At 68.6% G+C, this 18,977-nt stretch carries 21 protein-coding genes; 16 read left to right on the top strand and 5 right to left on the bottom strand.

Features of this window, described 5'->3' with window-relative positions; translation table 11 throughout:
• Positions 1-5: 5 nt before the first annotated feature.
• Positions 6-893 carry a LysR family transcriptional regulator gene (locus tag F9288_RS02560; protein ID WP_174835122.1) on the bottom strand — a complete coding sequence of 296 codons (888 nt, stop codon included), beginning with the start codon at positions 891-893 and terminating at the stop codon, positions 6-8.
• A 96-nt stretch (positions 894-989) separates the two neighbouring features.
• Between F9288_RS02560 and F9288_RS02555 the strand changes: the two genes are divergently transcribed.
• Together F9288_RS02555 and wrbA are read left to right on the top strand one after the other, a co-directional pair.
• Positions 990-1,727 carry a pirin family protein gene (locus F9288_RS02555; protein ID WP_174835121.1) on the top strand — a complete coding sequence of 246 codons (738 nt, stop codon included), beginning with the start codon at positions 990-992 and terminating at the stop codon, positions 1,725-1,727.
• Positions 1,728-1,791: 64 nt separating this feature from the next.
• Positions 1,792-2,394: an NAD(P)H:quinone oxidoreductase gene (gene wrbA, locus F9288_RS02550; RefSeq protein WP_174835120.1), complete on the top strand. Its 603-nt coding sequence runs from the start codon at positions 1,792-1,794 to the stop codon at positions 2,392-2,394.
• Between the two features lie 33 nt (positions 2,395-2,427).
• Here the strand turns inward: wrbA and F9288_RS02545 are convergent, their stop codons facing one another.
• Positions 2,428-3,096, bottom strand: a complete 669-nt coding sequence (locus F9288_RS02545; protein ID WP_174835119.1) for a M15 family metallopeptidase — start codon at positions 3,094-3,096, stop codon at positions 2,428-2,430.
• A 45-nt stretch (positions 3,097-3,141) separates the two neighbouring features.
• On the opposite strand from F9288_RS02545, the gene F9288_RS02540 reads away from it, so the two are divergent.
• The 4 genes from F9288_RS02540 (at position 3,142) to F9288_RS02525 (ending at position 5,442) form a co-directional block, all read left to right on the top strand.
• Positions 3,142-3,801, top strand: a complete 660-nt coding sequence (locus tag F9288_RS02540; protein ID WP_174835118.1) for an RluA family pseudouridine synthase — start codon at positions 3,142-3,144, stop codon at positions 3,799-3,801.
• Positions 3,785-4,183 (top strand): alternative ribosome rescue aminoacyl-tRNA hydrolase ArfB, encoded by a 399-nt coding sequence (gene arfB / locus F9288_RS02535; RefSeq protein ID WP_174835117.1) that lies wholly within the window; start codon positions 3,785-3,787, stop codon positions 4,181-4,183. The genes F9288_RS02540 and arfB overlap by 17 nt, the downstream gene beginning before the upstream one ends.
• Positions 4,184-4,209: 26 nt before the next feature.
• Positions 4,210-4,692, top strand: a complete 483-nt coding sequence (locus tag F9288_RS02530) for a GAF domain-containing protein (protein ID WP_174835116.1) — start codon at positions 4,210-4,212, stop codon at positions 4,690-4,692.
• Between the two features lie 81 nt (positions 4,693-4,773).
• The gene (locus F9288_RS02525) at positions 4,774-5,442 is read left to right on the top strand and encodes an RcnB family protein (protein WP_174835115.1); all 669 of its coding nucleotides are present in this window, start codon (positions 4,774-4,776) and stop codon (positions 5,440-5,442) included.
• A 230-nt stretch (positions 5,443-5,672) separates the two neighbouring features.
• Here F9288_RS02525 and F9288_RS02520 read toward each other — a convergent pair whose 3' ends face one another.
• Both F9288_RS02520 and F9288_RS02515 read right to left on the bottom strand, forming a co-directional pair.
• The gene (locus tag F9288_RS02520) at positions 5,673-6,971 is read right to left on the bottom strand and encodes a M20/M25/M40 family metallo-hydrolase (protein ID WP_174835114.1); all 1,299 of its coding nucleotides are present in this window, start codon (positions 6,969-6,971) and stop codon (positions 5,673-5,675) included.
• Positions 6,972-7,003: 32 nt separating this feature from the next.
• Complete coding sequence (locus tag F9288_RS02515) at positions 7,004-7,456, bottom strand: universal stress protein (protein ID WP_174835113.1); 453 nt, start codon at positions 7,454-7,456, stop codon at positions 7,004-7,006.
• 106 nt (positions 7,457-7,562) lie between these two features.
• Between F9288_RS02515 and F9288_RS02510 the strand changes: the two genes are divergently transcribed.
• The 4 genes from F9288_RS02510 to F9288_RS02495 are packed head-to-tail and all read left to right on the top strand — an operon-like array spanning position 7,563 to position 11,850.
• Entirely contained in the window at positions 7,563-8,825 is a 1,263-nt protein-coding gene (locus F9288_RS02510; RefSeq protein ID WP_174835112.1) for a pyruvate dehydrogenase complex dihydrolipoamide acetyltransferase, read from the top strand.
• 1 nt (position 8,826) lies between these two features.
• Entirely contained in the window at positions 8,827-9,036 is a 210-nt protein-coding gene (locus tag F9288_RS02505; RefSeq protein ID WP_174835111.1) for a hypothetical protein, read from the top strand.
• Positions 9,036-10,436 carry a dihydrolipoyl dehydrogenase gene (gene lpdA / locus F9288_RS02500; RefSeq protein WP_174835110.1) on the top strand — a complete coding sequence of 467 codons (1,401 nt, stop codon included), beginning with the start codon at positions 9,036-9,038 and terminating at the stop codon, positions 10,434-10,436. Before F9288_RS02505 ends, lpdA begins: the two co-directional genes overlap by 1 nt.
• Before the next feature lie 7 nt (positions 10,437-10,443).
• The gene (locus F9288_RS02495) at positions 10,444-11,850 is read left to right on the top strand and encodes a hypothetical protein (protein WP_174835109.1); all 1,407 of its coding nucleotides are present in this window, start codon (positions 10,444-10,446) and stop codon (positions 11,848-11,850) included.
• On the opposite strand, the gene F9288_RS02490 is transcribed toward F9288_RS02495, so the two are convergent.
• Positions 11,820-12,287, bottom strand: a complete 468-nt coding sequence (locus F9288_RS02490) for a GFA family protein (RefSeq protein ID WP_174835108.1) — start codon at positions 12,285-12,287, stop codon at positions 11,820-11,822. The two genes, F9288_RS02495 and F9288_RS02490, sit on opposite strands and share 31 nt — an antisense overlap.
• Before the next feature lie 57 nt (positions 12,288-12,344).
• Here F9288_RS02490 and F9288_RS02485 point away from each other — a divergent pair, with 57 nt between their 5' ends.
• From F9288_RS02485 to rpsJ, 6 genes are all read left to right on the top strand, one after another.
• The gene (locus F9288_RS02485) at positions 12,345-13,634 is read left to right on the top strand and encodes an amidohydrolase family protein (RefSeq protein WP_174835107.1); all 1,290 of its coding nucleotides are present in this window, start codon (positions 12,345-12,347) and stop codon (positions 13,632-13,634) included.
• A gap of 225 nt (positions 13,635-13,859) precedes the next feature.
• Positions 13,860-14,231 (top strand): 30S ribosomal protein S12, encoded by a 372-nt coding sequence (gene rpsL / locus F9288_RS02480; protein ID WP_029936467.1) that lies wholly within the window; start codon positions 13,860-13,862, stop codon positions 14,229-14,231.
• Positions 14,232-14,290: 59 nt separating this feature from the next.
• Positions 14,291-14,761 (top strand): 30S ribosomal protein S7, encoded by a 471-nt coding sequence (gene rpsG, locus F9288_RS02475; RefSeq protein ID WP_174835106.1) that lies wholly within the window; start codon positions 14,291-14,293, stop codon positions 14,759-14,761.
• A gap of 66 nt (positions 14,762-14,827) precedes the next feature.
• Complete coding sequence (fusA, locus tag F9288_RS02470) at positions 14,828-16,921, top strand: elongation factor G (RefSeq protein ID WP_174835105.1); 2,094 nt, start codon at positions 14,828-14,830, stop codon at positions 16,919-16,921.
• A 145-nt stretch (positions 16,922-17,066) separates the two neighbouring features.
• Positions 17,067-18,263 carry an elongation factor Tu gene (gene tuf / locus F9288_RS02465; protein WP_174835104.1) on the top strand — a complete coding sequence of 399 codons (1,197 nt, stop codon included), beginning with the start codon at positions 17,067-17,069 and terminating at the stop codon, positions 18,261-18,263.
• Positions 18,264-18,453: 190 nt separating this feature from the next.
• The gene (rpsJ, locus tag F9288_RS02460) at positions 18,454-18,762 is read left to right on the top strand and encodes a 30S ribosomal protein S10 (RefSeq protein WP_007406109.1); all 309 of its coding nucleotides are present in this window, start codon (positions 18,454-18,456) and stop codon (positions 18,760-18,762) included.
• Positions 18,763-18,977: the final 215 nt, after the last annotated feature.

Raw genomic sequence — 18,977 nt, 5'->3', positions numbered from 1 at the left:
CGCGCTCAATCGCGCAGCCGTTCGGCGAGGAAGGCGATCAGCGCCTCCACCCGCGCCGGACGCAACGGGCTGGGCGGGGTGAGCAGGTGCAGGCCGACCGGCGCGGGCCGCCATTCGGGCAATATCTCCACCACCTGCCCGCCTGCCAGCGCGTCGCCGAGGATGAAGTCGGGCAGCCGCGCGATGCCGATCCCGGCGATCAGCGCGGGCATCAGCGCGTCGCCGCTGTTGGCCGCGAGCGGCCCCTCCGCGCGCACCGCCACCTCCGCGCCGCCCGGCCCGCGAAAGCGCCATGGACCGGTGATGTTGGTATAGCCGAGCAGCCGGTGCGCGCCCAATTCCCCCGGATGGCGCGGCGTGCCGTATCGCTCCAGATAGGCCGGCGCGGCGGCGATATGGCTGGCGATGCTGCACAGCCGCCGCGCGCGCAGCGAGCTGTCCGGCAGGTCGGCGATGCGCAGTGCCACATCGAACCCCTCCGCGACGATGTCGACCCGCGCGTCGGACAGCGCCAGCTCGATCTCGATCCCCGGATACTCGCCGAGGAACTCGGCGATCAGCGGCGCGACATTGGTGACGCCGAAGGTCATCGGCGCGGCGAGCCGCACCCGCCCGGCGGGCGCGGAGGCGGCGTCGTGCGCGGCTTCCTCCGCCGCCACCGCCTCCGCCAGCATCCGCCGCGCGCGCTCGGCGAGCGGCTTGCCCGCCTCGGTCAGCGTCAGCCGGCGCGAGGTGCGGTGGAACAGCGACTGGCCGAGCGATGCCTCCAGCCGCGCGACCGTCTTGGACACCGTCGCCTTTGACACGCCCATCGCGGCGGCGGCGGCGCTGAACGAGCTGTGATCCGCCACGGTGGCGAAGGTCGCCCATGCTTCGAGGTCGGGTAGCCGCATTCCATGCTCCATATTCGGAAACGATCCGTTTCAATCGTTTCCATTTTCGCGACCATCGTGCCGACCTATCTTCCGGTCAAGCAAATGGAGGTTGCCATGACCGACACTATCATCAATTCCGGCATCAAATCCGGCGGTATCGAGCGCCGCGCGTTCGACACGCTCGGCCACGCCGATCACGGCTGGCTCGACGCGCGTCATCATTTCTCCTTCGCCGACTATCACGATCCGGGCCGCATGGGCTGGGGGGCGATCCGCGTGTGGAACGACGACCGGATCGCGCCGCAGACCGGCTTCCCGCCGCATCCGCACCGCGACATGGAGATCATCACCTATGTCCGCAGCGGGGCGATCACCCATCAGGATTCGATGGGCAATCGCGGCCGCACGGCGGCGGGCGACGTGCAGGTGATGAGCGCCGGCTCCGGCGTGCGCCACGCCGAATATAACCTGGAGGACGAGGCGGCGACGCTGTTCCAGATCTGGATCATGCCTCGCGCGACCGGCGGCAGCCCGAGCTGGGGCGCCAAGCCCTTTCCCAAGGGCGACCGTTCCGGCCGCTTCGTCACGCTGGCGAGCGGCTTCGCGGAGGATGCGGACGCGCTGCCGATCCGCGCCGACGCCCGCGTGCTGGGCGCGACGCTGAAGGCGGGCGAATCGCTCACCTATGATCTGGGCGAGGGGCGGCATGCCTATCTCGTCCCCGCCACCGGGCGGATCACGATCGACGGCGAGTCGTTCGCCGCGCGCGACGGCGCGGCGCTCTCCGGTGGCCGTTCTTTCACGATCGTCGCGCAGGATGACGCGGAAATCGTGCTGGTCGATTCGGAATAACCTCTCCCCCGCCGCCCGGCTTCCCCGCCGGGCGGCACCCCCTTTCCAGCATGGAGCAAATGCGATGACCAAGGTTCTGGTGCTTTATTATTCGTCCTACGGCCATATCGAGCAGATGGCCGACGCGATGGCGGAAGGCGCGCGTTCGGCCGGCGCCGAGGTGGACATCCGCCGCGTTCCCGAAACCGCCCCGGCCGAAGTGGTGAAGGCCGCGCATTTCAAGACCGACACCGCGCATCCGATGATCGAGGGGCCGGACGCGATGGCCGAATATGACGCGGTGATCGTCGGCGCGCCGACCCGCTTCGGCCGGATGCCGAGCCAGATGGCGGCCTTCTGGGACACGGCAGGCGGCCTGTGGGCGCGCGGCGGGCTGATCGGCAAGGTCGGCGGCGCGTTCACGTCCACCGGCAGCCAGCACGGCGGCCAGGAGACGACGCTTTTCTCGATCATCACCAACCTGTTGCATCACGGCATGACGATCGTCGGCCTCGATTACGGCTTCAAGGAGCAGATGGCTATCGACAAGGTGGTCGGCGGCGCGCCTTATGGCGCGACGACGATCGCGGGCGGCGACGGCAGCCGCCAGCCGGGCGAGGAGGAGCTTGCCGGCGCGCGCTATCTGGGCCGCCGCATCGCCGAGACGGCGGCGAAGCTGAAGGGGTGAGCCGGACAAGGCCCTTTCCCGTCGGGGAGGGGCCTATCTGATCGCCGGATCGGCCGGGAACTCGCGGCGCGCCCGCGCGAAGATGAAGCGCGCGCGGGCCGCGCCCGGCTCGTTCGCGCTGGCGCCGACCCAGCGCCAGTGCCACGGCTCCCACTTCACATGCTGCACGTTGCCGGGCGGGAAGGACAGCTCGAAGCCGAAGTGCGGCGCGTTCTCGCGCAGCCAGCGGAAGGCGGGCCTGGCCGCCATGCACGCCTCCGCGTCGCGGCAGCCGTCCGCCGGGCGCACCGTGAAGTCCAGCGCATAGCCGGTGCCATGCTCGCTATGCCCCGGCGGCGCGACCGAGATCGAGCGGGCGCCGTCGCTCGCCTCGGCGCGCGGCTTGCAGAAGGTCGCCTCCTGCGATTCGATCGAGCGATGGCAGGATAGCGCGTAGAGCCGCCCTTCCACCTTCGGATCGCCCGCCGCCGCCGCGAGCAGCCGCTGGAGCGCGGCCATCGCCTCCGGCCGCAGCCGGCAGGTGCCGAGGATCGCCACCCCCGGCGGCGCGGCGACCAGATCGCGGCTCGCGACATCGCCATAAGGAAGATGCCCCAGCGCGCGGCCGTCGCTCATCACGATCGCGCTGGCGCCGCCGCACACCTGCGCCTCCACCGGCGACGCGACGAGGAGGAAAAGGAGGAGAAAGCCGCGCCATGTCATGCCCCCCTCTGGCCTCCGCGACCGCTTGGTGGCAAGGGGCCGCTCATGCTGGGCGACCGGGTGCTCTTCCTCGACGGCGAGGCGTTGGTGATCGACAAGCCCGCGGGCCTGCCGGTCGATCGGCCGCGCGACGGCGCGATCAGCCTGGAGAATCACCTCGCCGCGCTGACCTTCGGCTTCCGCCGCTGGCCGCAGCCGGTGCACCGGCTCGATCGCGACACCAGCGGCTGCCTGCTGCTGTCGCGCAACCCCAAGGCGCATGCGCGCTTCCAGCAGGCGTTCGAGGCCGGGGCGGTGGCGAAGCGCTATCTCGCGGTGCTGGACGGCGTGCCGGCGGGCGAGGCGGGCGAGATCGACCTGCCGCTCGCCAAGGTCTCCACGCGCGAGCGCGGCTGGTGGATGACGGGCGATCCGAAAGGCAAGGCGGCGCGCACCGCGTGGCGGCTGCTCGATACGCGTGACGGACGCGCGCTGGTCGAGTTCCGCCCGGCGACCGGCCGCACCCACCAGATCCGCGTCCATGCGCTGGAGGGGCTGGGCCATGCCGTCACCGGCGACCCGACCTATGGCGCGGCGCATCCGGCGGGGATGATGCTCCACGCCGCCGGACTGGTCGTGCCGCGCGCCGGCAAGGAGGATATCGCCGCGACCGCGCCGTGGCCGGAACGCTTCGCCAGGACGGGGTTCGATGATCCCGGTGCCTGAGGAGGCGATCGAGGAACGCTTCCTCGCCGCGACCGGGCCGGGCGGGCAGAACGTCAACAAGGTCGCCACCGCCTGCCAGCTTCGCGTCAACGTCTATGCGCTCGGGCTGCATCCGGAGACCTATCGGCGGCTCAGGGTGCTGGCCGGATCGCGGCTGACGAGCGGCGGCGTGCTGGTGCTCACCGCGCGCCGCTATCGCACGCAGGAGGCGAACCGCGCCGATGCGCGCGAGCGGCTCGCCGAGCTGCTCGCGCGGGCGGAGGAGCGCGAGGCGCGGCGGGTCAAGACCAGGCCGAGCCGCGCCGCCAAGGCCCGCCGCGTCGACGAGAAGAAGGGGCGCAGCGCCGTCAAGGCCGGGCGCGGCAAGGTGCGGCTGGACTAATCGCCGCGCCGTCCTAGATCGGCGGCATGTATCATTTCGACATCGCCGCCGGCTCCAAGGCCGAATTGTATCGCGAGCTTGCCGCCGCGCTCGATGCGCTGACCGCCGGTGAGCCGGATGCGATCGCCAACATGGCCAATGCGGCGGCGCTGCTGTGGCAATATCTGCCCGATCTCAACTGGGCCGGCTTCTATCGCATGGCCGGGGACGAGCTGGTGCTGGGGCCGTTCCAGGGAAAGCCGGCGTGCATCCGCATCCCGCTCGGAACGGGAGTATGCGGCACGGCGGCGGAGACGCGGCGGACGCAGCTCGTGGCGGACGTCAACGCCTTCGCCGGCCATATCGCCTGCGACGCGGCGAGCGCATCCGAACTGGTGGTGCCGATCGTCACCGGGGAGCGGCTGATCGGGGTGCTCGATCTCGACAGCCCGCATGCCGGGCGGTTTGACGGCGAGGATGCGGCCGGATGCGAGGCGCTGGCCGCGTTGCTCGCCGACCGTCTCGCCTGACCCGATTCGGGACCGTCCTTCCGCTGGAGCCTGCCCAGGCGCGATGGTAACCTGCCGGTAAAGGATTTCGGGAGGAACGACATGCGCAGGCTGATCCTGTCCGTCGCCGCGCTGGCCCTGATCGGCGGGGCGGATGCCGCTTTCGCGCAGCGGGTGGAGGTCGCCGGGCCGGGCGGCGCTCAGGCGGCGCCCGCGCCGCCGCTGGTTCCGCCAGCCCGCGAGTCGCGCTGGGGCGCCGGCCCCGACGGCCGCTGGTGGGGCGGCGGCGGCGCGCCCGGCGGCTGGAGCGCCTATCGCCGGCCGGAGCGCGGGCGGCGGCTGCCGTCCTATTGGGTCTCGCCGCAATGGTATGTCGCCGACTGGGCGGATTACGGCCTGCCGGCGCCGCCTTATGGCTATAGCTGGTCGCGCTATTATGACGACGCGGTGCTGCTCGACCGGCGCGGACGGGTCTATGACGCGATGCGCGGGGTGCATTGGGACGGGCCGGATCAGGGCATGCCTCTGCCGCCGCCCACGGTGGTGCATCGTCCGGACGGCGTGACGGTGGTGACGACCAGCACCTCGGGCGGGACGCCGGGCTATTATGCCGGCGGCTATTATTATCCCGGCCCGACCGTGACGACGATCTCGATCCAGAGCGCGCCGCGTGTCGCTCGCGCCGGGGGCGGATATGGCGATGCCGTCACCTATACCACCCGGCCCGCGCCGGTCGTCCGGCACAAGCGCAAGCGCCGGACGCGGCGTTAGGGCATCGGTACGGAGGTTTCCCGGCAGGCTTCCCCGCGTTTTTCCGTCGTCATGCTGGGTTTGACCCGGCATCCAGCGCCGCAAACGTCATCGCCTGTTACCCTGGATGCCGGGTCAAGCCCGGCATGACGGGAAAGTGGCACGGGCAAACAACCCTGCGGACCTGAATGTCGATTCGTCCCGGCTATTCCGCTCTCCCCCTTCGTGGGCAACCTTAGCCTCCGGGCGCGCTACCTTGCCGTCGCGCGGCCGGCGAAGGTGACGAGGCTCTCCGCCCCGTCCGCGCCGATCGCGGAGACGCCGACGAAATGGTCGTCGACCGGCACGTCCTTCAGCACGGTCGAGGTCGCGCCGGCCACGTCGCGCGTGTCGGTCCAGTCCGGCCGGTCGGCGGCGCGCCAGTGGACGCGATAGCCCCGCGCGCCGGGCACCGCCGGCCAGGTGACGGTCGTGTCCCGCCCCAGCGCGCCGGCGATGGTCGCGCTCGCCGGCGCGGCGGGGGCTGTCGCCAACCGCGCAAGCGTGGCGACGTTGATCGCGGTGACCTTGGCGAGATAGTCGAAATCCATCCCCTCGATCGTGTCGCCATAGACGCGGCCGTTCTCGGTGCGCAGATCCTGATGCTGCCGGTCCCAGTTCTCCGCCGCGACGGTGAAGCGCACGGCGGGATAGCCCTCGCGCAGGAAGGGTTCGTGGTCGCCACTGCGCCCGAAGCGGTCGGGGCGGCGCTCGATCGCCGCCGCGAAGCCGCCGGGCAGGCCGTCGGCGATGCTATGGACCGCCTTGGCCAGCGCGCGGCTCGGGCCGTCGTCCTCGCCGCCGATCGCGCGGCGCTCGATCTGCTCGGCAAGGTTCTCGCTCGACCGGATGCCTTCTGAAAAGACGCGGACGTGGTCGGCCGCCTTGACGCCGCCCTGCCCGATCGAATTGCCGACGATATCGTTGTTGAGCATCGCGTCGACCTGCCAGCCGCGCGCCTTCGCGGTCTGCGCCAGCAGCGTCGCGCCCCACAGCCCCTGCTCCTCGCCGGAGAAGGCGACATAGACGATATTGGCGGCGAACTTCTCCTTCGAGAGGATGCGCGCCGCCTCCATCACCAGCGCGACGCCGGAGCCGTCGTCGTTCGCGCCCGGCGCGTCGGCGGTGGTGTTCATCACGTCGGTGACGCGGCTGTCGATATGGCCGCCGACGATGACGAAGCGGTTGGGGTCGCTGCCCTTCTGAATGCCGAGCACGTCCTCGATCACCACGCCGTCCGGCGCGCGCGTGCCGGTGAAGCGGCGCGACAGCCGCTCGACCGTGATGCAGCCGCCGCATTGCTTCGAGAGCGCGGCGAACTCGCTCGCGACCCAGCTCCGCGCCGCGCCGATCCCGCGCCTTGGATCGGTCGCGGAGGAAAGCGAATGTCGCGTCCCGAACGAGACGAGCTTCTCCACCGTGTCGCGCAGATGCCGAGGCGAGGGCGCCTCGCGCGCGACGGCGGGGGTGGCGATCAGCAGGGCGGCGGAAAGGGGCGGGATGATGCGCATCCGCCGACCGTGGCGCGGACGGGCGCCCCGCGTCAACTCAGCCGGTCGATCGCTTCCTGATCGAGGTTGCCGGGGACGATCATCAGCGGCACCGACAGCGCGCTGAGGTCGCTGGCGAAATGCGCCACCAGCGGGCCGGGCGCGCCGCTGGTCGCCGCGCCGAGCACCAGCGCCGAGATGTCCGGATTGGCGGCGATCATCTCGCGGATGATCTTCGGCCCGTCGCCCTGCCGCACGGTGAGCGAGGGGCGCAGGCCCGCTTCCTCGATCAGCGTGCCGGCGGCGCGCGCCACCAGCCCCTCGGCATGGAGCCGGGCCTCCTCCTCAATCGTCGCCTGCACGCCGGCGAAGGCGATGAACTCCTGCTTCGGCACCAGCGCGAGAATCTCCACCCCGCCGCCGGTCTTCACCGCGCGCCGCGCGGCGAAGCGCAGCGCGATCTCGGCCTCCGGCGTATCGTCGATCACGGTCAGGTAGATGCGCATCGCCAATGCCCCCCAATCGGGTCGGTTATCTGCCTGCGGGCTTGACCGCGCAAGGGTGCGGCGCGAGAGACGTACGGGAAAGCCCAACGCTCCTTCGGGGAATTGAATGTCGATCGAGATCAAGATGCCCGCGCTGTCGCCGACGATGGAGGAGGGCACGCTCGCCAAATGGCTGGTGAAAGAGGGCGACACCGTGAAGGCCGGCGACCTGATGGCCGAGATCGAGACCGACAAGGCGACGATGGAGTTCGAGGCGGTGGACGAAGGCATCGTCGAGAAGATCGTCGTCGTCGAAGGGACCGATGGCGTGAAGGTCGGCGAGGTCATCATGCTGCTCTCGGGCGAGGGCGAGGTCGCCGCGCCGAAGAAGGCGGCCCCTCCCGCCGAGCCGAAGAAGGCGGGAGGGGCCGCCGCCGCGCCCGCTCCGGCCAAGGCGGACGCTCCCGAGGCCGCGCCGGCGCCCGCGCCGCAGGTGGACGGCGATCGCGTGAAGGCCAGCCCGCTGGCGCGGCGGATCGCGGCGGCGAAGGGCGTCGATCTCGCCGGGGTCGCCGGCTCCGGCCCGAACGGGCGGATCGTGAAGGCGGATGTCGAGGGCGCGAAGCCGGGCGCGGCGCCCGTCGCCGCCGCTCTCGCATCTGCCGCGGTTGCGCCCGCCGCGCCCGCGCAGGTGCCGGATATCCCGCACGAGGCGACCAAGCTCAGCAATATGCGCAAGACGATCGCGCGCCGCCTGACCGAATCGAAGCAGCAGGTGCCGCACATCTATCTGACGGTCGACGTGCGGCTCGACAAATTGCTCGGGCTGCGCGGGGAGCTGAACGCCAGCCTCGAGCCGCGCGGCGTCAAGCTGTCGGTCAACGACCTGATGATCAAGGCGCTGGCGGTGGCGCTGATGCAGGTGCCCAAATGCAACGTGATGTTCACGCCGGACCAGCTCGTCAGCTTCCAGCGCGCGGACATCTCGGTCGCGGTCTCGACGCCCGAGGGCCTCATCACCCCCGTCGTCACCGAGGCGGACACGGCGTCGCTGTCGTCGATCTCGACGCGGATGAAGGACCTTGCCGCCCGCGCGCGCGACAGGAAGCTGAAGCCGGAGGAATTCTCCGGCGGTACCGCGTCGCTCAGCAACATGGGCATGTACGGGATCAAGCAGTTCGAGGCGGTCATCAACCCGCCGCAGGGCATGATCATGGCGGTCGGCGCGGGCGAGAAGCGGCCCTATGTGATCGACGACGCGCTCGGCATCGCCACGGTGATGACCGCGACCGGCAGCTTCGATCACCGCGCGATCGACGGCGCGGACGGCGCGGCGCTGATGGAGGCGTTCAAGGCGCTGCTCGAAAACCCGCTGGGGATGCTCGCCTGAGATGAACCGCGCGGTCGTCTTCGAACTGCTGTGGCTGGCCGCCGCGCTGACGATCACCGCGCTGATCTTCTGGGCGGGCGCATGGTCCTATCCGCAAGGAGCGCGGACGATCTGGCCGATCGGCTGGGCGACGATGGTCGCGGTGCTGGCGATGAGCTTTTACGACATTCGCCGCGTGTGGACGCGCCGGCGCGAGATGCGAGATTATTGATGGCTGACACCTACGACCTCATCGTGCTCGGTTCCGGGCCGGGCGGCTATGTCGCGGCGATCCGCGCCGCGCAGCTCGGCCTGAAGACCGCGATCGTCGAGCGCGAGAATCTCGGCGGCATCTGCCTCAACTGGGGCTGCATCCCGACCAAGGCGCTGCTGCGCTCGGCCGAGGTGTTCCACCAGATGAAGCACGCGAAGGATTACGGGCTGGTCGCGGAGAAAATCTCCGCCGATCTCGACGCGGTGGTGAAGCGCTCGCGCGGGGTGGCGAAGCAGCTCAATCAGGGCGTGACGCACCTGATGAAGAAGAACAGGATCGCCGTCCACATGGGCGAAGGCCGGCTGACGGGCAAGGGCAAGCTCACCGTCACCGGGGCGGACGGCAAGAAGGCCGAGCTGGCCGCGAAGCACATCATCCTTGCCACCGGCGCGCGGGCGCGCGACCTGCCCTTCGCCAAGGCGGACGGCAAGCGCATCTGGACCTATCGCCACGCGATGACGCCCGCCGAGATGCCGACCAAGCTGCTGGTGATCGGCTCCGGCGCGATCGGGATCGAGTTCGCCAGCTTCTACAACGATCTCGGCGCCGAGGTGACGGTGGTCGAGATGCTCGACCGCATCGTGCCGGTCGAGGATGCGGACGTGTCGGCCTTCTTGGAGAAGGCGCTGGCGAAGCAGGGCATGAAGATCATGACCGGCGCGGGCATCGCGAAGCTCGACGCGGGCGCGAACGGCGTCAAGGCGACGCTGAAGGACAAGGCCGGCAAGGAAAGCGTGGCCGAGTTCAGCCATGTCATCGTCGCGGTCGGCATCGTGCCGAACACCGAGGATATCGGGCTGAAGGAGCTGGGCGTCGCGGTGGACGAGCGCGGCTTCCTCAAGACCGATGCGATGTGCCGCACCAATGTCGATGGCCTGTGGGCGATCGGCGACATCACCGCGCCGCCGTGGCTGGCGCACAAGGCGAGCCACGAGGGCGTGATCGCGGCGGAGGCGATCGCGGGCAAGCATCCACACGCGATGGACCCGAGGAACATCCCCGCCTGCACCTATTGCCACCCGCAGATCGCCAGCGTCGGCCTGACCGAGGCGAAGGCGAAGGAGGCGGGTTACGAGGTGAAGGTCGGCAACTTCCCGTTCATCGGCAACGGCAAGGCGATCGCGCTGGGCGAGCCGGAAGGCTTCATCAAGACGGTGTTCGACGCCAGGACCGGCGAACTGCTCGGCGCGCACATGATCGGCGCGGAGGTGACCGAGCTGATCCAGGGCTATACGATCGGCAAGACGCTGGAGACGACCGAGGCGGAACTGATCGAGACGGTCTTCCCGCATCCCACCCTGTCCGAGATGATGCACGAGAGCGTGCTGGCTGCCTACGGCCGGGCGCTGCACATCTGATCCCGCGATGATCCGGCGCTTCCTCCGCGACCGTGCCGCAAGCGCGGTCGGCGGGGGAATGCTGGCCGGCTGGGCGCTGACGCTGGCGGTCTATCGTCCCGGCTTCGCGATGTACGACACGCTGATGCAATATCGGCAGGTGCTGTCGGGGCGGTTCGACGACTGGCATCCGCCGGCGATGGCGCGGCTGTGGCAGGCGCTCGCGCCGTTCGGCGGCGGGCAGGCGCCGCTGTTCGTGGCGCAGGTCACGCTCTACTGGCTCGGCTTCGCGTTGCTCGCGCTCCCGCTGGCGCGCGCGGGCAGGGTGCGGGCGGCGCTGGCGCTGGGGGTGATCGCGATCCTGCCGCCGTTCCTCGGCTGGCAGGTGGTGGTGCTCAAGGACGCGCAGATGACCGCCGCGCTGCTCGCCGCCGTCGGGCTGATCGGCGGGGCGGGGCTGGCGGGGCGGCGGCCCGGAGGCGCGGAATGGCTGGGGGCGGCGGCGCTGCTGCTCTATGCGGTGCTGGTGCGCGCCAACGCGGTGTTCGCGGTCGCGCCGCTCGTCGCGATGCTGCTGCCGCTCGGGTGGCGCTGGCGGACGGCGCTCGCGCTCGGCGGGATCGCCGCGACGATCGCGCTGTCGCCGCTCGTCAATCACCGCCTGCTCGGCGCGAGCGATAGCGGGGTGACGCGGACCCAGCCGATCTACGACCTCGCCGCCATCGCGGTACGCGCGCCGGGCGCGGCGACCGGGCTGCCGCCCCCGGTCGTGGCGCATATCCGCGCGCGCGGCTGTGTGAAGCCATATTTCTGGGACCCGCTGAGCGACTCCGGCCCGTGCGGCGACGACGTCGCGCCGCTCGCGCATATGCCGATGGCGCGGCTGGACCTGCTCTGGGTGCAAGCGATCGCGGCGCATCCGCTGGCCTATGCGGCGCATCGGCTGGCGCATCTCAACTCCACCGATCGCTGGCTGGTGCCCTGGCGTTGGCCGGGCGCCGCGCCGACGATCAGGAGCGAGCGCAACGATCTCGCCCTCCGCTCGCCGGGGGCGATCGCGCGGGCGTTGCAGCGCTTCGGCGGCTATGTCGTGGAAACGCCGATCGGCTGGCCGTTCGTCTGGATCGGGCTGGCGCTGGCGGGGCTGGTCGCGCTGGATGGCGAGGCGGTGCTGGCCCGCGCGCTGTTCGTCTCCGCCCTCGCCGGGGAAGCGAGCTTCGCGGCGGTGAGCATCGCTTCCGACCTGCGCTATCACCTGTGGATGATGATCGCGGCGGCGATCGGGCTGGCGGTCGGCTGGCCCGCGTTCGACCGCCGCCGGCTGTGTATCGGGCTGGCGCTGGTGGCCTTCGCCTGCATCCCCGCGATCGTCGCGCGGATCGCGTTGCCGCTTCCGCCGCAGACCTATGCCGGGATGCTCGATTGGGCTGACTGATATTCGGCGATCAATCCGGGATATTCATCTGGCCCCGGAAATTGCGCGAAACTGTATTTCGCGCCGGTTCCGGCCCAGGGCAGCGCCTCGCTGGCATAGCTTTCGATCAGCGGCGCGAACCAGCGTGCGTCGTCCAGCATCGTCGCGCGCACATTGACGAAGCCCATTTCGGGCTTGAGGCGGGTGAACACCCAGCTCTTGCACCAGTCGCAATGCTGGTGATGGGGATAATCGTGCATCCCGCCGATCACCGGCGTGCCGGCGATTACCGCGAAGCCCGCTTCCGGCACGGCGAGGGAGGTGGAGAAGGCGCTGCCGCTCATCTTCTGGCAACCGATGCAATGGCACGCCATCGCCAGCAGGGGCGGCGCGGAGATGCGGAAGCGCACCCGGCCGCAACGGCATCCCCCCTCGATCGGCAAGGCTGGCATTTTCATGGCTTTCCTCCATGTGTCGGCCGCGCCATGATAGCCGGTAACGAACGGGGGGACATCATGGCGCTATCCACAATCCTTCAATCGACGTTGGTGGCGATCGGGCTGATCGCCGCAGCGCCAGCCGGTGCGGAGACCACAATCGTCACCGCCGCGCGGATGCTCGACGTCGAGAAGGGTGCGATCGTCGAGCGGCCGACCATCGTCGTCACCGATGGCCGCATCGCCGCGATCACGACTCGCGGCGGCACCCCGTCCGCCGTGCCGGCCGACGCGAAGAAGGTCGATCTCGGCGACGTGACGCTGGTGCCGGGCCTGATAGACATGCACGTCCATCTCACCAGCCTCGCGGAGGTCGGCGGCTACCAGGTGCTCAAATATACCGACAGCTTCTGGGGAGCGATCGGCGTCGCCAATGCGCTCAGGACGCTGCGCGCGGGCTTCACCTCGGTCCGCAACGTCGGGGCGAGCGATTTCCAGGATATCGGCCTCAAGGAGGCGATCGACGGCGGCTGGGTGCCGGGGCCGCGCATCACCCCGGCGGGCTATGCGATCGGCGCGACCGGCGGGCATTGCGATAACAATGCGCTGCCGCCCTCCTACGACAAGCAGGAGCCTTCGGTCGTCAACTCGCCGGAGGAGGCGCGCGCCAAGGTGCGCTGGCTGCATAAATATGGCGCGGAGGTGATCAAGATCTGCGCGACCGGCGGCGTCTTCTCGCTGGGCGATTCGGTCGGCGGGCAGCAGCTCAGCTACGAGGAGATGAAGGCGATCGCCGACGAGGCGCACATGCTCCACATGCGCGTTGCCGCCCATGCGCATGGCGACGAGGGCATCAAGGCCGCGATCCTCGCCGGGATCGATACGATCGAGCATTGCAGCCTCGCCTCGGACGAGGCGATCAAGCTGGCGATCCAGCACAAGACCTGGTTCGACATGGATATCTACAACGACGATTATATCCTCGCAACCGGCACCAGGAACGGCACCGAGCAGGAAAGCCTCGACAAGGAGCGGATGATCGGCCTGAAGCAACGCCAGACCTTCCAGCGCGCGGTGCGGGCGGGCGTGCAGATGCTGTTCGGCACCGACGCGGGCGTCTATCCGCACGGCGACAATGCGCGGCAGTTCGCCAAGATGGTCGAATGGGGCATGACCCCGATCCAGGCGATCCGCGCCGCCACCACCAGCGCGGCGCAGGCGCTGGGGCGGAGCGACGACGTGGGATCGCTGGCGGTCGGCCATTACGGAGATATCGTCGCGGTGAAGGGCGATCCGCTCGCCGACGTTCGGACGCTGGAGCATCCGGTCGCGGTGCTGAAGGGCGGCGTGCCGGTGGCGATGAATTGATTCCCGCGACGCGGGCCGTCGAACCCTCGCGCCATTGACCGCGCCGCCGTCCGCGCGTATAGGCGCGCCCGTTCGTGGGGCCTTGCGTCTCTCGGACATGCTTGAACATTGCTGGGTGCATGAAGGGCCGGGAGATCGCGCGCGGTCGCCCAATGGTCCTTTTCGTATTCCGTAAGCTTGTGATGGCTCCAGCAAAGTAACCTCCAGAAAAAGGTGAAGGCTTCAATGCCGACGATCAACCAGCTGGTCCGCAAGGGCCGCGAACCGCAGAAGGCCAAGAGCAAGGTCCCTGCGATGGAGCAGAACCCGCAGAAGCGCGGCGTCTGCACCCGCGTCTATACGACGACCCCGAAGAAGCCGAACTCGGCGCTGCGCAAGGTGGCCAAGGTCCGCCTGACCAACCAGCGCGAAGTCATCAGCTACATCCCGGGCGAGGGCCACAACCTCCAGGAGCACTCGGTGGTGCTGATCCGTGGCGGCCGTGTGCGCGACCTTCCGGGCGTGCGCTATCATGTGCTGCGCGGCGTGCTCGACACGCAGGGCGTCAAGGACCGCAGGCAGAGCCGTTCGAAGTACGGCGCGAAGCGTCCCAAGTAATCAGCCAGAGTAAGCCCCGGACGGGTTCCGGACAAGCTGAAGAACGAAGGAATTAGGAAATGGCTCGTCGTCGTCGTCCCGAGAAGCGGGAAATCCTGCCCGATCCCAAGTTCGGGGATGTGGTGCTGTCGAAGTTCATGAATTCGGTGATGCTGGACGGCAAGAAGTCCGTCGCCGAAGGCATCGTCTATGGTGCGCTCGAAACCGTCGAGACGCGCGCGAAGAAGGACCCGCTGGGCGTGTTCCATGATGCGCTCAACAACATCAAGCCGGGCATCGAGGTCCGCAGCCGCCGCGTCGGCGGCGCCACCTATCAGGTGCCGGTCGAGGTCCGTCCGGAGCGCGCGCAGGCGCTGGCGATCCGCTGGCTGATCTCGGCGGCGCGCGGCCGCAGCGAGAACACCATGGCGGCGCGCCTGTCGGGCGAGCTGCTCGACGCCTCGAACAATCGCGGCAACGCGGTGAAGAAGCGCGAGGACACGCACCGCATGGCCGAGGCGAACCGCGCCTTCAGCCACTACCGCTGGTAACACAGCCACCTATATTGCGGGGAGCCGGACCGTCCGGCTCCCCACATTGCCAAGGAAACCACGCTCATGGCCCGCAGCCATCCGCTCGACCGTTATCGCAATATCGGCATCATGGCGCACATCGACGCCGGCAAGACGACGACGACCGAGCGCATCCTCTATTACACCGGCAAGTCCTATAAGATCGGCGAGGTGCACGAAGGCACCGCGACGATGGATTGGATGGAGCAGGAGCAGGAGCGCGGGATCACGATCACCTCCGCCGCGACCACGTGCTTCTGGCGCGCGGACGAGGGCAAGGGCGAAGAACACCGCATCAACATCATCGACACGCCGGGTCACGTCGACTTCACCATCGAGGTGGAGCGTTCGCTGCGCGTGCTCGACGGCGCGGTCGCCGCGTTTGACGGCGTGGCCGGCGTGGAGCCGCAGTCCGAGACGGTGTGGCGCCAGGCCGAGAAATATGGCGTGCCGCGCATGTGCTACGTCAACAAGCTCGATCGCACCGGCGCGAACTTCCTGCGCTGCGTCGAGATGATCCAGGACCGCCTCGGCGCGCGTCCGCTCGTGCTGTTCCTGCCGATCGGCATCGAGGGCGGCTTCAAGGGGCTGGTCGATCTGGTCAATGACCGTGCGATCATCTGGCAGGACGATTCGCTCGGCGCGAAGTTCGACTATGCGCCGGTCCCGGACGACATGAAGGACGAGGCCGCCGCCGCCCGCGCCGCGCTGATCGAGGCCGCGGTGGAGCAGGACGACGCGGCGATGGAAGCCTTCTTCGAGGGCACCGAGCCGACCCCGGTCGAGCTGAAGCGGCTGATCCGCAAGGGCACGCTGAACTTCTCGTTCGTGCCGGTGCTGTGCGGCTCGTCGTTCAAGAACAAGGGCGTGCAGTGCCTGCTCGACGCGATCGTCGACTATCTGCCCAGCCCGCTCGACATCCCGGACGTCGAGGGCGTGAAGCTCGACGGCGAGACCAAGGATTCGCGTCCGGCCGACGACAACGCGCCCTTCTCGGCGCTGGCGTTCAAGATCATGAACGACCCGTTCGTCGGTTCGCTGACCTTCGCGCGCATCTATTCGGGCACGCTGGCCAAGGGCCAGGTCCTGAACTCGGTGAAGGACAAGAAGGAAAAGATCGGCCGCATGCTCCTGATGCACGCGAACTCGCGTGAGGACATCGAGGAAGCGCGCGCCGGCGACATCGTCGCGATCGCGGGCCTCAAGGAGACCACGACCGGCGACACGCTCTGCGACGCGTCGAACCCGATCATCCTGGAGCGGATGGAATTCCCCGAGCCGGTGATCGAGCTGTCGGTGGAGCCGAAGACCAAGGCCGACCAGGAGAAGATGGGCATCGCGCTCAATCGCCTCGCCGCCGAGGACCCCTCGTTCCGCGTCTCGACCGATCACGAATCGGGCCAGACGATCATCAAGGGGATGGGCGAGCTCCACCTCGAGATCCTCGTCGATCGCATGAAGCGCGAGTTCAAGGTCGAGGCGAACGTCGGCGCGCCGCAGGTGGCGTATCGCGAATATCTCGCGAAGAAGGTCGACATCGACTACACCCACAAGAAGCAGTCGGGCGGCTCCGGCCAGTTCGGCCGCGTCAAGGTCACCGTCGTTCCGGGCGAGCGCGGTTCGGGCTTCCAGTTCTTCGACGAAATCAAGGGCGGCAACATCCCGCGCGAATATATCCCGTCGGTGGAGAAGGGCTTCCGCGAGACGGCCGAAACCGGGTCGCTGATCGGCTTCCCGATCATCGACTTCGAGGTGCACCTGACGGACGGCGCGTACCACGACGTCGACTCGTCGGCGCTGGCATTCGAGATCACCGCGCGCGGCGCGATGCGCGAGGCGGCGCAGAAGGCCGGCATCAAGCTGCTCGAGCCGATCATGAAGGTCGAGGTCGTGACGCCGGAGGATTATCTGGGCGACGTGATCGGCGACATGAATTCGCGGCGCGGCCAGATCCAGGGCACCGACACGCGCGGCAACGCGCAGGCGGTAACCGCGATGGTGCCGCTGGCGAACATGTTCGGTTACGTGAATCAGCTGCGTTCCTTCACCCAGGGCCGCGCGAGCTATTCGATGCAGTTCTCGCATTACGACGAGGTGCCGCAGAACGTCGCCGACGAAGTGAAGGCGAAGCTGGCGTAAAGCCCGCCCGATCCCCATCTTCCGGCCGTTGTCCATGACGGCCGGGTGGGGAAGGGCTGGCAATGGGTGAAAACAGTCGCTATGGGGCCGCCTTCACGGCGAGTCCTCGTGCGGCTCAAGTGGAAATCCAGAAGGTAGGGAATCAATGGCCAAGGCTAAGTTTGAGCGGACCAAGCCGCACCTGAATATCGGCACCATCGGTCACGTCGACCATGGCAAGACCTCGCTGACCGCGGCGATCACCAAGGTGCTTGCTGACAATGTCGCGGGTAACGCGGCGGTCGACTTCGCCAACATCGACAAGGCACCGGAAGAGCGCGAGCGCGGCATCACCATCTCGACCGCGCACGTCGAGTACGAGACCGAGAAGCGTCACTATGCGCACGTCGACTGCCCCGGCCACGCCGATTATGTGAAGAACATGATCACCGGCGCGGCGCAGATGGACGGCGCGATCCTCGTCGTGTCCGCCACCGACGGCCCGATGCCGCAGACCCGCGAGCACATCCTGCTCGCTCGTCAGGTCGGCGTGCCGGCGATGGTCGTGTTCATGAACAAGGTCGATCTGGTCGACGACCCCGAGATCCTCGAGCTGGTCGAGCTGGAAGTCCGCGAGCTTCTCTCGTCCTATGAGTTCCCGGGTGACGATATTCCGATCATCAAGGGTTCCGCGACCTGCGCGCTCAGCGGCTCGAACGACAAGCTCGGCAAGGATGCCGTGCTCGAGCTGATGAATGCCGTCGACGAATATATTCCGCAGCCTGAGCGTCCGCTCGACAAGCCGTTCATGATGCCGATCGAGGACGTGTTCTCGATCTCGGGTCGCGGCACGGTCGTCACCGGCCGCGTCGAGACCGGAATCGTCAAGGTCGGCGAGGAAGTCGAGATCGTCGGCATCCATCCGGAGGTCCGCAAGACCACCGTTACCGGCGTCGAGATGTTCCGCAAGCTGCTCGACCAGGGTCAGGCCGGCGACAACGTCGGCGCGCTGATCCGTGGCGTCGCGCGCGACGAGGTCGAGCGTGGCCAGGTGCTCTGCAAGCCGGGCTCGATCAAGCCGCACACCGATTTCAAGTCGGAAGTGTACGTCCTGTCGAAGGACGAAGGCGGCCGTCACACGCCGTTCTTCGCGAACTATCGTCCGCAGTTCTACTTCCGCACCACGGATGTGACCGGCACCGTCGAGCTGCCCGAGGGCACCGAGATGGTCATGCCGGGCGACAATGTCGCGCTGGGCATCAAGCTCATCGCGCCGATCGCCATGGACGTCGGGCAGCGCTTCACGATCCGCGAAGGTGGCCGCACCGTCGGCGCCGGCGTCGTCAGCGTGATCGACAAGTAAGCGTCTTATCGCAAAACAGCCGCCCGGCTCACCGAAAGGTGCGTCGGGCGGTTGCCTTTTTATGAGGGCATGGCTAATCGCCGCGCCTTCGGTTCGGGTTTGAAAACAGCAAGAGGCGGCCGCCGATTCGCCATCCGTCGTGGATGGGGGCGCGGTTGAGTTGCCCCGCTCTTTCGCATCGGTAGGGAAAATGGACAGCAACATCCGCATCCGCCTGAAGGCGTTCGACCATCGTGTGCTCGATCAGGCGACCGGCGACATCGCCGACACCGCCCGACGTACGGGCGCGCTCATCCGCGGTCCGATCCCGCTCCCGACGCGAATCGAGAAGTTCACGGTCAACCGTGGCCCCCACATCGACAAGAAGAGCCGCGAGCAGTTCGAGGTGCGCACCTACAAGCGCATGCTCGACATCGTGCAGCCCACGCCGCAGACGGTCGACGCGCTGATGAAGCTCGATCTCGCCGCGGGCGTTGACGTAGAGATCAAGCTGGCGTAATGGCCCGCATCCCCGCGGTCGACTCCGAGTCCCGCGGGTTTGTCGTTCCCGGTGGTGCGGGGACGGGTTTGGAAACCCCGCCGACGCGGGGCGACTGACAGACAAGAGATACCGCCGGCGGGTTCGCCCCGTCGGGACAGCGTCTCCCGTCATGCTTCCCTCGCGGAAGCGCCAGCCCGGGACGGGGGCACGCTTCGCATTTTCCGGGCTGGACC

Source organism: Sphingomonas sp. CL5.1, assembly GCF_013344685.1.
Taxonomy (GTDB): Bacteria; Pseudomonadota; Alphaproteobacteria; order Sphingomonadales; family Sphingomonadaceae; genus Sphingomonas.
The sequence above is the reverse complement of the archived record's forward strand: the minus strand, read 5'-3'. Positions and strand labels throughout refer to the sequence as shown.

Coding starts and splice junctions, on each gene's coding strand:
- F9288_RS02530 (WP_174835116.1), top strand. CDS start 4,210: ATGTATCATTTCGACATCGCCGCCGGCTCCAAGGCCGAATTGTATCGC.
- F9288_RS02485 (WP_174835107.1), top strand. CDS start 12,345: ATGGCGCTATCCACAATCCTTCAATCGACGTTGGTGGCGATCGGGCTG.
- rpsL (WP_029936467.1), top strand. CDS start 13,860: ATGCCGACGATCAACCAGCTGGTCCGCAAGGGCCGCGAACCGCAGAAG.
- F9288_RS02555 (WP_174835121.1), top strand. CDS start 990: ATGACCGACACTATCATCAATTCCGGCATCAAATCCGGCGGTATCGAG.
- rpsJ (WP_007406109.1), top strand. CDS start 18,454: ATGGACAGCAACATCCGCATCCGCCTGAAGGCGTTCGACCATCGTGTG.
- wrbA (WP_174835120.1), top strand. CDS start 1,792: ATGACCAAGGTTCTGGTGCTTTATTATTCGTCCTACGGCCATATCGAG.
- lpdA (WP_174835110.1), top strand. CDS start 9,036: ATGGCTGACACCTACGACCTCATCGTGCTCGGTTCCGGGCCGGGCGGC.
- F9288_RS02495 (WP_174835109.1), top strand. CDS start 10,444: ATGATCCGGCGCTTCCTCCGCGACCGTGCCGCAAGCGCGGTCGGCGGG.
- F9288_RS02490 (WP_174835108.1), bottom strand. CDS start 12,287: ATGAAAATGCCAGCCTTGCCGATCGAGGGGGGATGCCGTTGCGGCCGG.
- fusA (WP_174835105.1), top strand. CDS start 14,828: ATGGCCCGCAGCCATCCGCTCGACCGTTATCGCAATATCGGCATCATG.
- F9288_RS02525 (WP_174835115.1), top strand. CDS start 4,774: ATGCGCAGGCTGATCCTGTCCGTCGCCGCGCTGGCCCTGATCGGCGGG.
- F9288_RS02520 (WP_174835114.1), bottom strand. CDS start 6,971: ATGCGCATCATCCCGCCCCTTTCCGCCGCCCTGCTGATCGCCACCCCC.
- rpsG (WP_174835106.1), top strand. CDS start 14,291: ATGGCTCGTCGTCGTCGTCCCGAGAAGCGGGAAATCCTGCCCGATCCC.
- F9288_RS02560 (WP_174835122.1), bottom strand. CDS start 893: ATGCGGCTACCCGACCTCGAAGCATGGGCGACCTTCGCCACCGTGGCG.
- arfB (WP_174835117.1), top strand. CDS start 3,785: ATGATCCCGGTGCCTGAGGAGGCGATCGAGGAACGCTTCCTCGCCGCG.
- F9288_RS02540 (WP_174835118.1), top strand. CDS start 3,142: ATGCTGGGCGACCGGGTGCTCTTCCTCGACGGCGAGGCGTTGGTGATC.
- tuf (WP_174835104.1), top strand. CDS start 17,067: ATGGCCAAGGCTAAGTTTGAGCGGACCAAGCCGCACCTGAATATCGGC.
- F9288_RS02515 (WP_174835113.1), bottom strand. CDS start 7,456: ATGCGCATCTACCTGACCGTGATCGACGATACGCCGGAGGCCGAGATC.
- F9288_RS02510 (WP_174835112.1), top strand. CDS start 7,563: ATGTCGATCGAGATCAAGATGCCCGCGCTGTCGCCGACGATGGAGGAG.
- F9288_RS02505 (WP_174835111.1), top strand. CDS start 8,827: ATGAACCGCGCGGTCGTCTTCGAACTGCTGTGGCTGGCCGCCGCGCTG.
- F9288_RS02545 (WP_174835119.1), bottom strand. CDS start 3,096: ATGACATGGCGCGGCTTTCTCCTCCTTTTCCTCCTCGTCGCGTCGCCG.